Genomic DNA, 16,100 nt, shown 5'->3' with positions numbered 1-16,100 from the left:
GTATATTTTGCTATAATACAGGTGTGGAGCGGGTTTCAGCGCCCTTTTTTTACTCCCCCCAAAAAATACTTTGCAATACAGAGTAGTGTTATGCTATCGTGAAATTAGGTCGATTTTTCGGCCACTCATAACATTTCACGAGGTGCGCTATGTGCGGTTCACTGCTCACCCGTCGTCTGTTCATGCAGATGACGGCATCGGCGACTGTTTTTCTGGGCGGACAGATGTTTCTTCCAAACTCCGCTCTCGCCTCCCCCGGTCCCGGCAAGCGCTATAAAGGCCCGAACGTCATCGTTATTCGTTACGGCGGCGGGGTCCGGAGGCGGGAAACAATCGAACCGGAAACCAGTTTCAGCCCATTCATGCTCAACCGGATGATTCCCAAGGGGACGCTTTACCGGAATATGAGCATTGCAGAGCTTCCCAATAACGAGACCGACCACGCTCAAGGGACGGTCAACATCATGACCGGCCGCTATTTTGGCTATACTAACCATCATGAGAAGATTCCGGGGAACTTTCTTCGGCCTAGCGTTCCATCCATCTTTGAATATTTGCGCGAAGCATACGCGCTGGATGCACATGAGGCGCTCATCATCAATGGAGAAGACCGGGCGCAGGATGACGGATTTCATATGCACCTTGATGAGAAGTATGCTTCCGATCTTCGTCCGGAAATGCTTAGTCCCACTCGCTTTAGAGCCTTTCTGCTGCAAGTTAAGCTTGAGCAGGACACTCTTACCTCTGATGCACGCTCGGCTCTTGAAGAGCAGCTTACAGAAGTGCGCAAACAGAGCCCTGAATTTTTGAAACCCTCTGAGTACAGCCCTGAGCTGCAGAATTTCTGGCGGAAATGGAGATCTTACTATGGAGACGATAATCTCAAGCATCCCCGTGGCGACCGACAGACCACAGAGCTTGCGCTCTGGTCGCTCCGGTATTTGCGGCCTAAGTTGTTAATGGTCAATTATCAGGATCCTGATTACGTACATTTCGGGATCAAAAGCCATTATACACGCGCTATCTCTGTGATCGATCAGGGAATCCAAAGTATCGTCACGGCTGCGGAATCAGATCCTTTTTACCGTGATAATACTGTCTTTGTCATCGTTCCGGATTGCGGGCGGGATAGTAATCCGCTGATGGATGTTCCCTTCCAGCATCATTTCAACTCGCGCTCCTCGCACGAGATTTTTGCCGTTCTTTATGGATCTGGTATCGCAAATAACAGAATTGTTGAAACTGCAACCGATCAAACGTCTATAGCTCCGACGGTTGCGGCCTTGATGGGTTTTAAAGCCGAAAAAAGTGAAGGAGTCGTATTGAAGGAGGCCTTGCTATGACCGAAAGACTGATGAAATCAAGTCGATGGTTGCGAGACACTCTTTTCTCCCTGTTTTCCGGTTTTGTCCGGTTTGTAGTCGGATTTCTCTGCTGCTGGACTCCGTTCACCGCGCCGCTTCTTTCCGGATGGATGAATCGCTATATGCTTCGCAGTGCCGTTCAGGTCTGGGTGAAGAGAAGCACTCTTGAGGATCCCGCCAGCTTTTTTAACTCTCAGGATGTTAGCTTACTCAAATACTGGCCGCGATGGTCAGATGTTTCTGGGCTTGAACAGTCTTTAGCGGCTGAAAGAAAAAATTTTTCCTACAAGTTATATTTGCGTGTTAAGCGTTTTCTTCGAGCGCTTTTCATCCAGTACCGCAACGGCGTCCTGTCGCTCTTCAACACGTGGCTTCTTACTTTGCCATTCGCTCTTGTCTGGTTGTGGATGTGGTGGGCGGGGTGGAACAACACATTTTCCCGCGGTTATGAGGAAGAGGGTTTGGCCGCCGTTCTATCTGTCGCCAGCGTCATAGGCTTTTCATTTATAATGCTTTATCTCCCCATCGCCCAAGCGCGTCAGGCACTTCACGGAAGGTGGAAGAGTTTTTTCGACTTCCGAGCTGTGCGAGCGATCGCGCGACATGTGCGTTTTCGTCTGCTTATTCTGGCTCTTTTTTACGCCTTGGGCAGTGCAGGACTTATGGCGGGAACTAAGATTTTTCCTGCGTTTTTCGAACAGGCTTATCACATTGACCTTGAGAATCCGAAAGCCGTTAAAGATGCTGTCTTTGGACATTTTTTCATTGTGATCCTTTGTTTTTACTGCGGATTGCTGATCGTCAAACGCATGAATGCGAGGGTTTATGCGATCGGGGTTCTGAAGGCGCTGCGTTCGCAAGCTCTTAATCATGATCAACTTTCCCCTTTTGAACGCGATTTGCTGCTGAACAGACTGCACTTCGCGCCCGCAGATCCCCGCCCCGCTTTAGCAAGCTGGCGTACAAAACTTCTGCGCACGATAAAAGCGGCAAGCCGTCTGGTTCTGGTTCTGGCTACTCTTGCCGTGTGGGGAAGTGTAGCGTTCTCTGTCTATTTCGGGCAGTTCATGAATCTCAGTCATGTTGACTGGCTGAACCAACCAATGATCCAGATGCCTTATATCCGTGTGCCGGAGATACACGTCGATTAAACGGCTAGCGGCGCGAAGTCCTCGATTTTGATTTCGCCGTTGCGGATGGTCATGAAGGAGGATTCAGGGACCGGGGTCCAGTAGTCACTGAGGCGGTCGAGGGGTTCGGAGACCACTACGACGCCCTTGCTTGGCCATTCCGACTCCTTCGACGTTCCGCCGACATCAACGACCCTCGCCATGTCCTTCGTGAAGAACTGGGTTCTTACTGTGGCTCCAGGTGTGAAGTAGCGGATCGTGTAGAGATTATTCCCGTCGGTGATTGAGGCTGAGAAGCTTAAATCCTTTTTCATTCCGGCTTCCTCCTGTGCGCGGATCAGACGGCCGATCATTTTTTCCAATGCCGTTTTCGGGTTTTCCTGCAAGCCATAGGTCAGGGCGAGGTAGAAGCTGGTTTCGCTGTCGGTGTTGCCGCGGATCATAGGATATAATTCTTCGGCCACTTCGTTTTGCAGGGTGCGCTTGAGTTTTGAGAAGCCCTCTACGTCACCGTTATGCTGGAACAGCCAGTTTTTGTATTTAAAGGGGTGGGAGTTGTTGCGCTGGACCCCGCCCTGTGTGCTGGCGCGGACATGGGCAAAAAAGAGGTTGGCTTTGGTCTGGGCGCAGAGTTCGTGCAGATTCTGGTCGTTCCAAGCGGGCATAGCATCCTTGAACAGGCCCGGTTCGGGTTTGTTCGCGTACCAGCCAATGCCAAAGCCATCGCCGTTGGTGGTCCAGAGACTACCATCCTCCTTAAACTGCAGGTTGGCGTTGATGCTCTGCTCGACGAGCGAATGGGCCGGCTTGGTGACCAGCCGGTCGAGAAAAATCGGTTCTCCTGTATATGCAATCCATCGGCACATGGTCTTAAACTCTCATAATAGTCTTAAGGTTTGGTTGAGGAAACCGGGACTTTTCCGGTTCTATGGGATTCCTCGAAGGATTTGATATCAGACTCGGACACCGGAACGCAATCGACGGCCAGGATTTGCGGGTAAATCTCCCAGTTGCGGATGATGAATTTTCCACGCGAACCATAGCTGGTCACCGTGCATTTATTGATATCGTTCTGTATTCCTGCGGTTACGAAATCGGGGAAGAAGAAGTTGCCGTTGTGCCAGAGGCTCCAGATATGGTGGGCCAAAGAGGGTTTGATGCGGAAGTAAAAACCGGTCTGGTCGGTGCAGCGAATCTGTTCGCAGCCCTGAGCGGAAAAGATATTCCCCTTGGGGTCGATTTCCTGCGAGCGGCCCAGATAGATGACATCGCCCTTGTGATAACTGGTCATCATACGGCTGGTATCCCAAACCAGTTCGGCGGTTACGGATATTATTCCTGGCAAAATCCATAAGAAAAAAAGCGTGCCCAGGACCATGAGTCCGCCGCGTTTTTTTGAGAATTGGCGGTCGCCGTCTTTATCGACGGAATAGACGCATTTGTTCCATATTTTTCGATAGAGGCGGAACGGAGCGCCCGCCCAGGGATGGGAGAAACAGGGGTAAAGGATATTGGCGTAGAGCCAGCTTATGGTTCCGGTCACCTGATTATAGGTTTCGACCGTATCCGATACTTGTCGGCTTATCTGGCCGACACCGGAGCGTTTTTCCTTCAGGCGGCGCTTTTCGCTGACGGATTCTGATTGTTCCTGAAGCTTTTTGGCGCGGCGGAGCAACTCTTCGGCTGAGTTATCCTTTTTGCCCTGCCCTGTCATGACTTTCCCTCAGATTTAGGCCGCGCCCTTTTTCGGTGCGGAGACTTCGCGGATGCGCGGGTGGATGACTTCGAGAGTCTGGGTCTTTGCATCGTAAATCACTTCCATGACCCCGTGCGCGTTTTCCGCTTCCAGCATCGTGTTGGCCACGGCGGGATGGATTTGCGAGGCGAAGTAGCCGGGGATTCCGCGTGCGCCGTTTGCGGGCTTGTACTGATCCTTGCAGAGCGCGCGGAGGGAGTCTGGTGCGATTTCGACCGTGAGGTCGCGGCCCTGCGCCTTGATCTGGGCGTTGAGCTTGACGATTTCGCGGGTGGCGATTTTCTCAATGATCGCCAGGTCGAGTGCGTTGAAGCACACGATATTCTGGCGCCCGTTGAAACGGTTCAGGAATTCCGGGCGGTAGGTGTTATCCAGTTCGCGGGTTGTTTCCTGCACAGCATCCTCGAAGCTCATGGCCGGATCGAGGAAATTTTTCTGGCCGATGTTGGTGGTCATGAGAATTATGGCTTCACTAAAGGAAACCGTGAGTCCACGGTTATCGGTCAGGCGCCCGTCGTCCAAGACCTGCAGAAAGACGTTGAAGATATCGGGGTGCGCCTTTTCGATTTCATCGAAGAGTATGATGACGTAAGGGTTGCGGCGCATGGCGTTGGTCAGGATGCCTCCCGCCTCGTAACCTTCATATCCGGGAGGGGCGCCGATCAGCTTGGCGACGGCGTGCTTTTCCATGTATTCGGACATATCAAAACGGAGCAAAGCGCGTTCGTCATCATGCAGAGCGGCGGTGAGCGCCTTGGCCATTTCCGTTTTGCCTACGCCCGAGGGGCCGAGGAACATGAAGGCGGCCTGCGGCTTGTTGGGGTCTTTCAGACCGACGCGGGCCACGCGTACGGCGTCGGCGAGTTTCTTGACGGCGTGTTCCTGTCCGTAAACACGGTTGGACAGGCTTTCATCGAGGTTGATGAGCTTGGCGCGTTCGTCCTGATTGAGCTTGTTGGCCGGGATGCCCGACAGATTGCTGAATTCCAGTAAAACGTGGTCGGCGGAAAGCTCCAGCCCCTCGTTGATTTCGCGGGTGAGGGTTTCGAATTCCTGTTTATTTTTTTCAATGGCCTTTTGGAGCAACTCAATTTCAGCCTTGATCGCGTTGACCTTTTCGGACTCATATCCGGCGGCGGCGGTTTTCATGTTAAACGGCTGGAAGCCCTGCTTTCCGTTTTCCTTAGCCTTTTCTTCAAGGTTTTTTTCTGCGCTGTCGCGCGTTTCCTGATCTTTTTTTCTCTGATCCTCGAGGCGGTCTTCAAGGTCTTTGAGCGCCTCCTCCCCGTCCGTCTGGTTTTTGTAGATTTTCCGCAAACGATCCTGACGCTGCTGCCATTCGTTGCGGATGATTTCGATCTGGGCGGTCAGCATTTCATTCTGCTTTTTCAGTTCCTCGGGGCTCTTTCCTGAAAATCCCTGAATTTTTTCGCCCTTAAGGGCACGAGAGACGAGCGCCTGCTCCCTTTCCTTCTCCGACAGTTTCGGCGGGCGGGCGTGAGCGTCCTGACGGTAACTGGTCAGAGCGCGGTCGAGGAGATTGAGGGTACGCTCAGGTTGGGCGCGGCTGAGGCTCATTTCACGGACGCGGTATTTCCATGTCAGTTCGATGGCGGTTTCCACCGCTTCGCGGGAGACCGGAATTTTATGATATTCCTCCAGACGCTGGACTGACTCGCTGACGATTTTTTGCAATGATTCCTTTGAGGGTTCCTGCAAATCCAGCATCGTGAACAGTTCGGTGATGTTGGAGTGGCATTTGAGGACAATCTCCAGATGCTCGTCACGGGATTCGAAGATCGCCTGAAACTTACCTTGATCGAGCGCCCGCATCAGTGCATTGATGAAATGGGTGCAGCCGTGATTGCGCGTGGCTTCGATGAAGTCCTTCATATCCTCGATCACCAGAAGCGTGTCGGGATAGCGCGAGAGGCGGCGCAGGACGTTCTGGAAGTTTTCGTTCATGGCCGAGGGATTGCCGGAGGAAAACAGCCCGTCCGTATCCAACCAGAACAGGCGCTTGCTCAGAATATCAAAAGGGGTCTCCGGGTTTGATTTACAGGCTTCGATCTCCAGACACAGCGCCGTGCAGCCGACACCGCCCGGTCCGACCAGCAGTACGCTGTTGGCCTTGTCGCGCATCAGGATGCGGTTGAGGCGCCTGACCTCCTCCTCCCGCGCCACTAGCTTAAAGCCGGGAAAGCGGGCGAGATAATCGGCGCCGCGGATCAGGTAATTCTGGCTGGAACCATCGGGCATGGCTATCATCCTATCGTTTTTGCAGTGCGTTTCAGATCGTTAAATCTTAAACGGGTTGGGCGGCGCATCGCTTGACGATCCGCTGTCCTCTCCTTCGTCCGAGGCGGCGGATTTTTTTGCTCCGCCCTTGCCGGCGACCACGTCAGCGGCGATGGCAATCGATTCCTTGACGTCTTCCTGCACGTTTTTGGCCGCATCTTCGAGGCGGCCGAGAAGATCCTTGGTCTCCTTGAGGCCTTCGCGGGTAATCGTGGTGGCCGTGCGGATGACTTCGCCGTACTGCTCCAGACCTTGCAGCGCCTTGCTGAGTTCGTTGTTCTGCTCCTGCGTTCCCAGCGCCAGACGAATGACTTCCTTCTGGGAGAGGTCTTGAGTCTTGGTGTTCATGCGCTCAAGCGACATACGCGCCATTTCCGAGGACTCGCCGAGGGCAGCGGACGATACAGCCTGCAAGACCGTGCTGAGCTGATCAGCGACGCCGGCGACGCCGGAGCTGTGGATCTGGCGGGTCTTGTCGATCTGGCTCTGGTTGCCGTCCTTCATCGACTTGATGCGGTGGCTGGCGTTGGTGAGTTCGGCCAGAACCGTGGTTGTGTCGTAAGAGGACGCATTCAGTGCGCCTATGTAGTTTTCAAGATCGCGCTTGTCGCGTTCGCGGTTCATCTTGGCGATGTCGCTTTCCTCCGCTGACTCCTTGGCGACCAGTTCCTCGCGGTATTTCTCGTTGTTGTTGTGCGCGTTCTTGGTCGCATCGTTCAAGATGGCGTAGATTTCGCGCATGGAGTAATTGGCCTCCAACAGATTTTCGATCTGCTTGTCCATGCCGACGAAATGCTCGGAAATGCTGGAGACGCGCTCTTCGGTCGTGTTTACAAAATTCTGGGCAGCGTTGACCAAATCCTGCTGGCGCTGCTTGTGTTCGTCAGAACTGATGTCCAGAAGTTCACGCAGCTTGGCCTTGGCTTCGAGGAATTGAGGGTCGAGTTGCGAGGCGCGGGGCTGGGCCTTCGCCGTGTCCTCGATTGTTTTTGTAAGGTCGGTCAGTGAGCTGCGTTTTTCGCCCAACTGCAGTTCGAGTTCGGCGATTTTCTTGCGGGCGGATTCTTTCACCGGGCCGAAACCGAAGAGCGATTTATCCTCGCCCAGATGGGCGATCTGCACCTGCGACTGGCGGATATTCTGCTCCAGCGTGGACAGGTCTTTCTTTTGCTGTTCCAGGAGCGCGGCCAGACGGGCCTCCTCCTCCCGGTCCATGGCGATCTCACGGAAGACATCAAAGGTCAGGCCGTTCATGCGGAGTTTGTATACCGAGTCTACAATATCGGTCAGCGGAGAGATTTTATCTTCGAAGGCGACCAGAGCGGTATTGAGTTCGTCATAAACCGTCTTGAGTTCGCTGAAGGCTTCGGTGTCGGTGAGTTCGATAATCTGCTGCGCCATGCGCTTGCGCTCGAACTGCAGATATTCTTTAAACATCTTGAAGGCTTCGAGTTCCTCCTTCGCCTTGTCCTTGTTCTCCGCAAACACCAGAATTTTGGACACCGCCTCCATTTTGGCTTCGGGTGTCGCATTGGGATCGAACATAACCTTGTAGAAGGGGTTGTCCGCTATTTTGGCGAATTTTTTTGCTGAGGGCGTGTCATCCGCCTGCGCCTTCGTTTTTTCGGTCACCGACTCCTTCCGGGACGTCGCCCGCGCCTGCTGCATGAGCTGCTCGATGTCTGTCTGCTGCTTTTGTGAGCCTTTTGCGCTGCCTGATGTCATGTCCTAAACTCCTCCTGATGCCTTCCTGTCATTCAACTCTAAGGTATATTTCATGCCTTAAGGCATGGAATCAAACTAAAAATCAAGTCTTTACATACCCTTTGTTATATATTTATATATATGATTATATATATCACTTTTCCTGTATGCAAGCTTTTATTGAAAATATACAGTTTTGCGCCTAAACTTGCATGACACAATAAGGAGACATAATCCATGCCCAAAAGTCTTATGCGCGTAAGTATGATGATCCGCCGCGACCAGCATGATATGCTGCAAAAAATGGGGGTCAATATCAGCGGGTATGTCCGCGACCTTATCGACGACCGTGTCAGCAATAACACAGTGATTATTAACGTTGGCGAGGATACCAAAAAAATCTACGATCAGATCATTTCCCACAGCGGGGAGCATGACCGTGAACTGGAGCCGTTTTTGCGCGAGGCGTTGCGGAATATGCTGGCCGAAAAAATCAAACAAATGCAAACCCTGCAAAAGAATTTCAAGAATTAAGCCTTTAAGGGAAAAATGGGCTTAACTCTTGCTGCTAAGGCTTGTATATTGCCTTCGGAAGATATGATTATGGACTTGGTTTCCTTCGATTAAAAAGAGAGTTGACGACTTATGAGCGATGCCCTGCTGAATTTGTTTGCCGAAGTTCTTGAGGTTGATGTGAGCAAACTCAATGACAATACCTCCCCCGACAACACCTCCCAGTGGGACAGTCTGGCCGCCATGGGGCTGGTGGTTGCGATTGAGGAGAAGTTCGGCGTGCAACTCACCACCAAGGAAATCATGAAAATGACGACCATTGGTCTTGCGCGTGAAACACTCCGCGGCAAGGGTGTTGCTGTTTAGCTTTGTGTGATCGTTTCCCTTAAATTGTTTGGGGTTTTTTTTCAGATCGCAGGCGCCCTATGAAATTTAACCTCGACTATAATGCTGCTAATTTTTTTGTCGACCTTCTCGCTTTTTCTATCCTAATCCTCCCTTTACTCTGGTTTTGCCGGAAACCTGTCTTCAGGCATCTCGTCTTCATTTTTGGCGGGTCTTATATTCTATTTTTTATCGCGCCCAGATTAGCCATCTTCTATTCCCTTTACTGGATATCCATCGCCGCACTCCAACGATTTGTATTCTTCTGCGAACATAGAGCCTTAATCCGCAGGCACGATCCTTCAGCAGCAACTCTTAGCCTTCTTGTTTTCTGGCTCTCTGTGATTTTTGCTTTTCTGCCTATGCTTTATTGGAAAATAGACGAATGGGCGTTGGTTACTTTTTACACACTTCATACCAATGATGCCCTTTTTTTTATTAACAGAACGATCTGGGAGATCGATCTTACCCGGAACATCTATGGGCCGATTGGTTTGTCCTTTGCTACGTTCAGAGCTTTGGACCTTATCATTAAGACCTACATCGGCGTCATCGGAAAACTCTCCTTCGACAGAGTCCTGTTTTATGGCTTTTTTCCTCCTGTTCTTGTTGTCGGCCCTATCATTGAGTATGAGGAAATTGAAACTAAAGGCAAAACCGCAGTGGTTCCTGAGCCGGACGATATTCTTGTCGGTAGTTTCAGAATTTCGTGGGGCTTTTTTAAGGTTCTATTTCTTACATCCCTTTTGCAACCCAGTACCATGATCCTAGAGCATTATGAAGGGCAGAATGTCCTAACGCTATGGCTCTATCTTTTCGCTTACACCTGGTATTTCTATTTTAATTTTTCCGGCTTCTCCGATATCGCCATCGGGCTTTCGCGTATTCATGGATACAAATTAAAGGAAAATTTCAATAACCCGTTCTTTGCACGAAATGTGATTGAATTCTGGTCGGGATGGCATATTAGTTTATATAGATTTGCCCGCAGAAACATTTTTGTTCCCCTAGGAGGTTACAGGCGCGAACGTCATCTTTTTGCAGTAGCCTGCACCATGGTCAGTATTGCGCTATGGCATAGCTTAAGCCTTTCCATGTTAATCTATGGTCTTTACCATACGATCGGGGTCATCGTTCACAGATATTTCAGTGAGTGGCGTCAAAAGAGGGGCTTAAATTTTGAAACCCCTATAGCCCAGATTTTATGTATATTTGTTACATATGTTTTTGTAGGGTTTGGGTTTCCTCTTATTACCCTTCCTCTCGGAACAGCCTTTTCCTTTTATGCTACATTACTCGGGCTGCATTAAATGAGAAGTATTGACGATTTTATTCGTTTACTTGGGTATCAAGCTTCTTGGCTAGGCTTGGCTCGAATCGCCGCGTGGGCTATTTTCTTTATTTTTTTGGCCGGACAATATATCCCTTATCGTGCACCGGAAACCTTCAAACACAAGAATGATGAAGCTGTTGCCATTTTTCCAAAGATTACTTTGGAAAGCGATCCGTATTTTGTTAAGGACTCTGAAGTTCCCCTTGGTGAAAAGGGCTACAAGATAGCTTGGATATCCGATTCCTCTGCGATTCTTTATAAGCCCGGCGCAAAACTTATTGATCTTAACGCAATGAGCGACCACAAGCTTTTAGCCGAGCAAACTTTAAAGACTCTTCAAAGCCATTGGCTTATTGATGCACATATTGATTTGTTTCTGAGAATTTCTCTGCGAAGCCTCGAGTCTTATACGCTCACACAGATCGCCCTGAGGGACGATCCTGATTTACTGGTTTTGTCAGTCAGTCCAGTTTTTATTTTTAATAACCACGCTGTTTTCAAAGGAGACAGCCATTTTTCACGCGCCAGCATGATTTGGAGCGAGAGCTTAGAAACATGGCCATGGCTTTTTCTTTTTGCCTCCCCCAGCGACCATTTATGGGCTCTTTTCATTCGTAACTTTCCTGTTTTCACGCTTGCGCCTTCTTATGCCGCGGATGTTGATCTGATCAAACAAGACTTATGGTCTGCTTTTTTCCCCGATCTTAAACTTAGCTCTCCGTTTGCAAAAAAAGAGAGTCTGCCTGAGAATGCCTTGGTGTTCTGGATCGTCCAGAGATATCTCAAGGGTAACATATCCGCCCTCCTAAACGAAAATAACGAAACAGTGAACTCCAAGTGGTACAGACAAGTTATCCGCTTGAACAATTTCGAACCATCTTCGATCAACAATATCATTCTGATAAAAATATGTGAGGCTATACAAAAAAAGGGAGCCAAAGCCATAATCTATATTGAGCCTGCCTCCGAGGCGATGAGGGATGATCCGGAGGCCTGGAACATCTATCAAAAGGTTAAAGAGCGCTTCCGGTTTCTGGAAAGGGTATACGGATCAGAGAAGTTTCGTTTTCTTATAGATGTTCCTCAGGAAGTCTTGAAAAATGCTGTTTACGTCAAAGATGACGATATTCATTTTGAACAGGAGGGGGACTTCGATCTGTTTCTCTCGGGGGAAATTCATAAACTTTTAGTAAGCTCTGAGTCCGGCAAACATGACGAATAATCAAACCCCTGATGTAAAAACCCCAAAAATCGTCAATCAGAGGCTCAGGCTGTACGTTCTGGAAGCTATTTTAGGCTTTTTCTTTGCTATACTCATGGGTATAGCTTATTTTGGCTCTGGATTTGAGCTTGAGTTCATTTATCAAGGATTTTGAGATGTCTGTAACTGTTAAGGAAATTACACAAAGGCCGCTTCCTCCACTTGTCGAGCAGTTGATGAACGACATTCTGGAGAAGAACCCCCTGCATAAAAAAATCGTCACGGTCTCTCTGGAGAAGATGACGCAGGAAGAGGTTATCAATCTTGAGACCTATATCAAGTTCAACATGGGCAAGGGGCTGACGGTTGATTATCTTTCAGAGTCGTATCTGATGTTCGTGTTCGACACGATGAAAGAGCAGCTTTACTTCCAGAAGCACAAAAAATACAGGTTTTCGACACTCGACGAGGTTGCGGGCAGCGTTTACCATGATCCTGACTATATGTCGAAGTATGTCTACGGGATTGCCGTATCCTGTTTTATCTGGCCGCACCATCTGGGGATGCTGCGCTATTTCAATGAGACCGTACCGAAGGGGAAAAAGGGTACATATCTTGAGGTCGGGCCGGGGCACGGGTTGTTTTTCATGAGTGCGCTTGCCACCACCGCCTTTGATCATTTCGTCGGGCTTGATATCAGCGAGACCAGCCTTGGGCAAACCAAGGAAATCGTCGATTTTTTCCTTCCCGACAAGGGGCCGAAGTACTCCTTACAGCTTAAAGATTTTCTGGATGCCGATCAGCTGCAATCCAACAGCTATGACGCGGTCGTGACCGGAGAGGTTATCGAGCATGTCGAGGAGCCGGAACTTTTCCTGCGCCGGATCGCGGATATCGCCAAACCGGATGCCTATATCTACCTGACCACCTGCTGCAACGCGGCCGTGATCGATCATATCTACCTCTTTCGCACACCCAAGGAGGTCGAGGATATGATGGATGAGTGCGGGCTTAAGGTCGTCAAACCCTTTTACCTACCTTATGAAGGCAAGTCCGTCGAAGAGTGTCTTGAACGAGACCTGCCGATGAGTCTGGCTTATGTGCTGCAGAAGAAGGTTTAGGCTTTTTTCTTAGCAATTGCTTTTAAGAGTCGTGAGCATTGTCGCGATATAGTCCGGCACGTCTATCTTTTGTTTTTGCTCGATTGTCCATTCTCCCTCTTCCGCGCCGGACGTAAAGCCGTGGCGTTTGTAGAGGTCTTCGACCATCTTGTTCTTTTGGGTTGGGATATATTTTCCGCGCACGGTCTGCGCCCCCTTTTGACGGGCGGCTTCGATGACCTGCGCGAGGAAGGCCGTATCCGCGCCGCGGCCCAGAACGCGGCAGCTCATCAGCAGCGTGTCAATGTCCCAGATTTTGGGGTCTTCTGATTTTTTCAGGATCGCCACGCCGACGAGGCCGTATTCCCCGTAACGGTCCTCGATTTCAGTCGCCAGAACGATCGCGTCGGGCGAGTCACACAGCGCCTTCACCTCGTCCTGCGAACGGCGGATGGTCGTGACGTTAAACTGGTTGGTTTTGTTGATGAGCTGGGTCGTGCGGGCGAGATGCTGGCTATCGACCTCAAACACCTTAACCTTCAGGCCCAGCGCGGCGCGGAACTCCTCCTCGCTGACCTGTTCGGAGGCCTGTTTGCGGATGGATTCCTGCGCCATCATTTTCGTGCGCTCACGGTCCTCTTTCGTGACTTCACCGAGATCGAACAGACCTGTGTTTTTCAGCAGTCCTGGAAATTCCGCCAGTTCCTCGGGGACGAGGAAACACGTGACTTCGGGCAAGCGTTCCTGCACTTCGCCGATTTCCTTTTTGTTGTCGTCCACAAACACCAGCGCATCGGTGCCGATATTCAGCCTTTTTGCGATGTTTTTTATGCCTTCGACCTTGGAGACCCAGTTGATCTCCATGGCGGAGAAATGCTCCCGCCGCAGCACCATTGCATCGTGCTTGTCCAAAACCTCCAGCACATCCTCCTCGTTGTTCTTACTGGCGATGGCCAGCATGATGCCCTGTTTCTGAAAGTGCAGCATCTGTTTCTGGAAATCGCGGAAGGCGAGGCCGGGGAAATCGTTCCCTATTTCTATTCCTCCCAGACCGTCTTCGCCGATGACCCCGCCCCACATGGTGTTGTCGGCGTCCAGAACGATACATTTTTTAGCGCTGATTTTCCCGCTGGCAAGAATGCGGGCCAGAACCTTGCCGATCTGCAGGCTGAACTGCTCTGTATAGGGTTGGCGGTAGAGATACCATTTGCGCGGGTCGTGCGCGGGATTTAACCCGGCAACGGTCAGCAGACCTGCAAGGTCGAAGATTTTTATGCCCTCGATGGAGTCCAACTCGTTATTCCAGATTTCGAGAAGATGGTTATAAACCGCCCTGCCCTTTTCATACTGGCCGAGTTCCTGCAGATCGAAGGCGTTCAGGGAGGGGTAAGGGGGCGTGGAAATGATGACGGTTCCGGCGAATGTTGACCTTAACTTTTTTATGGATTGCGCCAGTTGCCGGATTTCCTGCGCCATGCGCTCGAAACTTTTTTCATCCTGCTGCAGTGCTCCTTCCAAGGCTTCGGGCAGGATATCCTCCAGCCGCCAGAGCAGGATCAGGGCATCGAAATCATGATCCCGATCCAGAACCGTCTTATGGTCGATGCAGAGCTGATGGAGCTGATTGTAGGGTCCGGCGACGATTTCCGGCGCGGTGAAGCCTTTTTGCAAAAGCCAGCCTCCGAAATGAGGGATCAGGTTATCAACCGTAAAGCTTCCGGCGATCCCGATGCGGATATCGCAGGAAGTCTCAGGGTTTTCCTTGAGTGTGCGGCTGTATGTGCGCCACGTAGCAAGTATCTTGGCCAGATCGTTCAAGTCTTTTCCTCCCACAAGCTCATAATTTCTCAGGTTCTAACATATACCCACGAAGCCTAGCAATCACGGGCCTGTTGTTTTATTGATTGCGGGCATCTGGTTAAAGGCGCTATACTTTCAAAAAAAATAAACAGACATTCATGCTGTGGGTTTAAAATATGGGTACCGGGGGTTCCAAAGGTTTTCAGGACGGCGTCAAGAGTGTGACAACTCTGCCGATTGTGTTTCTCAATCCTGCCGATTTTCACCGCGAACATTTTTTAAAAACACGCGAAGTTCATCCCGACGACATCAAGAAGGCCCGCAATGTGATCCGCCTGCAGGGCGTCGATGACAGCGGCTTTAGTGACAAGCAACTGACCAGCCTTGTGCGGCGGTCGCTGGCCGGACCGTTCGGCCATGCTATGGATGTGGACGATGTCAAGGGCAACCCGATGCGAATCTGCCTTGCCAACGGACCGGAGGGGGCGATCAACGGGCGCTCCGACTCTCTTCTGAAACAAGCGGGAATCGATCCGGCCAAGCTCAGCCTTATCCCCGGCTGGGAGCAGCACCGTGAGCGCATTTTCGGGATTCACGAGGGTACGCACTGCGCTCAGGACATGAACACCAAGGGCATGACCGACGAGCAGAAGGATATATTCCTGATGGGGCGCGAAGCCGAGGCCGACCGGGCGGCCGTGAAGTGGCTGCGCGATAATAAACTCCCCGAGGTGGCGCAAGCCCTGATCGATATCCGCGCTCTGGGTTCGCTCAAAGGCGACGATCCTCGCCATGCGACCGCGGTTTTAATCGATCGGCCGGATTTAACCTCCAGCCAGGCACATATCGATGCGGTCCATGATTTCAGGTTCCAGATGGTTATGGGTGTTATGACCCATTACAAGCTGACCATGGAGCAAGTCGTCGATATGTCCATAAAACAGCCGGCTCAGTATGTTGACCGGATTGAGAAGTTACTCGCCCGCGGCGCGTTCAGTCCGGCCCAGAATGCTGACGTGAAGAGCAACCCCCTCATTGAAGACTATATCCGCGCCTATGCCGGGGCTTACCGTCGGCAGATCATCGATAGACCCCTTACACCAACGCCCAGTACGGCCCCGGTACAGCCCCCTGCCGCACCCGCCGGAAACAAACAAGGGAGCCTTGATGTCGCCGATGGGGAGGAGAGGCCACGTTACGCCTTGACGGAGTCCGATCTTGAAGACGGTCGTTTGTCCGTCGGTTCCGAGGCTGAGGGCCAAGAAGAGGCAGCCGGAAAAGAGCGCCGTGGGGCGCCCGTGGTCGCATTGGGGATCGGCGATCAGGCGGTTCTGACTATCGACGGGGTGAGCGCCCCTGATTACTGGCGGCAGATGGCCGACCCGGTATTTGCGCTACAGCGGCTGGCTTTAAAGGATACTGGTCTGGAGGGGCAAAACCTTGGAAATCAAGCCGTTTCAGTGCGTCTGCCTGGTGGGCAGTCGAACATGACCTGAGCGGTTTAAACTTTCTATGGC

The 16,100-nt window shown here is 51.2% G+C and carries 14 protein-coding genes; 9 read left to right on the top strand and 5 right to left on the bottom strand.

The window, feature by feature from the left end; all coding sequences use genetic code 11:
- Positions 1–149 precede the first annotated feature (149 nt).
- A complete protein-coding gene (locus IPN28_04540; GenBank protein QQS58095.1) occupies positions 150–1,343 on the top strand; it encodes a hypothetical protein in 1,194 nt (397 codons plus the stop codon).
- Entirely contained in the window at positions 1,340–2,515 is a 1,176-nt protein-coding gene (locus IPN28_04535; protein QQS58094.1) for a hypothetical protein, read from the top strand. Before IPN28_04540 ends, IPN28_04535 begins: the two co-directional genes overlap by 4 nt.
- Here IPN28_04535 and IPN28_04530 read toward each other — a convergent pair.
- From IPN28_04530 to IPN28_04515, 4 genes are read right to left on the bottom strand one after another with little or no spacing between them, the layout of a single operon-like run.
- Positions 2,512–3,360 (bottom strand): class II glutamine amidotransferase, encoded by an 849-nt coding sequence (locus IPN28_04530; GenBank protein ID QQS58093.1) that lies wholly within the window; start codon positions 3,358–3,360, stop codon positions 2,512–2,514. The genes IPN28_04535 and IPN28_04530 overlap by 4 nt on opposite strands.
- Before the next feature lie 23 nt (positions 3,361–3,383).
- Positions 3,384–4,208 carry a hypothetical protein gene (locus tag IPN28_04525; GenBank protein ID QQS58092.1) on the bottom strand — a complete coding sequence of 275 codons (825 nt, stop codon included), beginning with the start codon at positions 4,206–4,208 and terminating at the stop codon, positions 3,384–3,386.
- Positions 4,209–4,223: 15 nt separating this feature from the next.
- Entirely contained in the window at positions 4,224–6,509 is a 2,286-nt protein-coding gene (locus IPN28_04520; protein ID QQS58091.1) for an ATP-dependent Clp protease ATP-binding subunit, read from the bottom strand.
- A gap of 39 nt (positions 6,510–6,548) precedes the next feature.
- Positions 6,549–8,273, bottom strand: coding sequence for a hypothetical protein (locus IPN28_04515; protein QQS58090.1), 1,725 nt, complete (start codon positions 8,271–8,273; stop codon positions 6,549–6,551).
- Positions 8,274–8,489: 216 nt separating this feature from the next.
- Between IPN28_04515 and IPN28_04510 the strand changes: the two genes are divergently transcribed.
- From IPN28_04510 to IPN28_04485, 6 genes are all read left to right on the top strand, one after another.
- Positions 8,490–8,786 (top strand): hypothetical protein, encoded by a 297-nt coding sequence (locus tag IPN28_04510; protein QQS58089.1) that lies wholly within the window; start codon positions 8,490–8,492, stop codon positions 8,784–8,786.
- Positions 8,787–8,897: 111 nt separating this feature from the next.
- Complete coding sequence (locus IPN28_04505; GenBank protein ID QQS58088.1) at positions 8,898–9,131, top strand: acyl carrier protein; 234 nt, start codon at positions 8,898–8,900, stop codon at positions 9,129–9,131.
- A gap of 59 nt (positions 9,132–9,190) precedes the next feature.
- Positions 9,191–10,459, top strand: coding sequence for a hypothetical protein (locus IPN28_04500; protein QQS58087.1), 1,269 nt, complete (start codon positions 9,191–9,193; stop codon positions 10,457–10,459).
- The gene (locus IPN28_04495) at positions 10,460–11,704 is read left to right on the top strand and encodes a hypothetical protein (GenBank protein QQS58086.1); all 1,245 of its coding nucleotides are present in this window, start codon (positions 10,460–10,462) and stop codon (positions 11,702–11,704) included.
- Entirely contained in the window at positions 11,694–11,858 is a 165-nt protein-coding gene (locus IPN28_04490) for a hypothetical protein (GenBank protein QQS58085.1), read from the top strand. Before IPN28_04495 ends, IPN28_04490 begins: the two co-directional genes overlap by 11 nt.
- A 1-nt stretch (position 11,859) precedes the next feature.
- Positions 11,860–12,804: a class I SAM-dependent methyltransferase gene (locus IPN28_04485; protein QQS58084.1), complete on the top strand. Its 945-nt coding sequence runs from the start codon at positions 11,860–11,862 to the stop codon at positions 12,802–12,804.
- A 9-nt stretch (positions 12,805–12,813) separates the two neighbouring features.
- On the opposite strand, the gene IPN28_04480 is transcribed toward IPN28_04485, so the two are convergent.
- Complete coding sequence (locus IPN28_04480) at positions 12,814–14,601, bottom strand: HAD-IIIC family phosphatase (GenBank protein ID QQS58083.1); 1,788 nt, start codon at positions 14,599–14,601, stop codon at positions 12,814–12,816.
- Positions 14,602–14,759: 158 nt separating this feature from the next.
- On the opposite strand from IPN28_04480, the gene IPN28_04475 reads away from it, so the two are divergent.
- A complete protein-coding gene (locus IPN28_04475) occupies positions 14,760–16,079 on the top strand; it encodes a hypothetical protein (GenBank protein QQS58082.1) in 1,320 nt (439 codons plus the stop codon).
- Positions 16,080–16,100 lie beyond the last annotated feature (21 nt).

This window comes from Alphaproteobacteria bacterium (assembly GCA_016699735.1).
GTDB lineage: Bacteria > Pseudomonadota > Alphaproteobacteria > Micavibrionales > Micavibrionaceae > JAGNKE01.
The sequence above is the reverse complement of the archived record's forward strand: the minus strand, read 5'-3'. Positions and strand labels throughout refer to the sequence as shown.

Bases quoted from the DNA above. Each gene is read 5' to 3' on its own strand.
- IPN28_04520 (QQS58091.1), bottom strand. From the start codon at position 6,509: ATGCCCGATGGTTCCAGCCAGAATTACCTGATCCGCGGCGCCGATTAT.
- IPN28_04495 (QQS58086.1), top strand. From the start codon at position 10,460: ATGAGAAGTATTGACGATTTTATTCGTTTACTTGGGTATCAAGCTTCT.
- IPN28_04515 (QQS58090.1), bottom strand. From the start codon at position 8,273: ATGACATCAGGCAGCGCAAAAGGCTCACAAAAGCAGCAGACAGACATC.
- IPN28_04525 (QQS58092.1), bottom strand. From the start codon at position 4,208: ATGACAGGGCAGGGCAAAAAGGATAACTCAGCCGAAGAGTTGCTCCGC.
- IPN28_04505 (QQS58088.1), top strand. From the start codon at position 8,898: ATGAGCGATGCCCTGCTGAATTTGTTTGCCGAAGTTCTTGAGGTTGAT.
- IPN28_04540 (QQS58095.1), top strand. From the start codon at position 150: ATGTGCGGTTCACTGCTCACCCGTCGTCTGTTCATGCAGATGACGGCA.
- IPN28_04475 (QQS58082.1), top strand. From the start codon at position 14,760: ATGGGTACCGGGGGTTCCAAAGGTTTTCAGGACGGCGTCAAGAGTGTG.
- IPN28_04530 (QQS58093.1), bottom strand. From the start codon at position 3,360: ATGTGCCGATGGATTGCATATACAGGAGAACCGATTTTTCTCGACCGG.
- IPN28_04490 (QQS58085.1), top strand. From the start codon at position 11,694: ATGACGAATAATCAAACCCCTGATGTAAAAACCCCAAAAATCGTCAAT.
- IPN28_04510 (QQS58089.1), top strand. From the start codon at position 8,490: ATGCCCAAAAGTCTTATGCGCGTAAGTATGATGATCCGCCGCGACCAG.
- IPN28_04485 (QQS58084.1), top strand. From the start codon at position 11,860: ATGTCTGTAACTGTTAAGGAAATTACACAAAGGCCGCTTCCTCCACTT.
- IPN28_04500 (QQS58087.1), top strand. From the start codon at position 9,191: ATGAAATTTAACCTCGACTATAATGCTGCTAATTTTTTTGTCGACCTT.
- IPN28_04535 (QQS58094.1), top strand. From the start codon at position 1,340: ATGACCGAAAGACTGATGAAATCAAGTCGATGGTTGCGAGACACTCTT.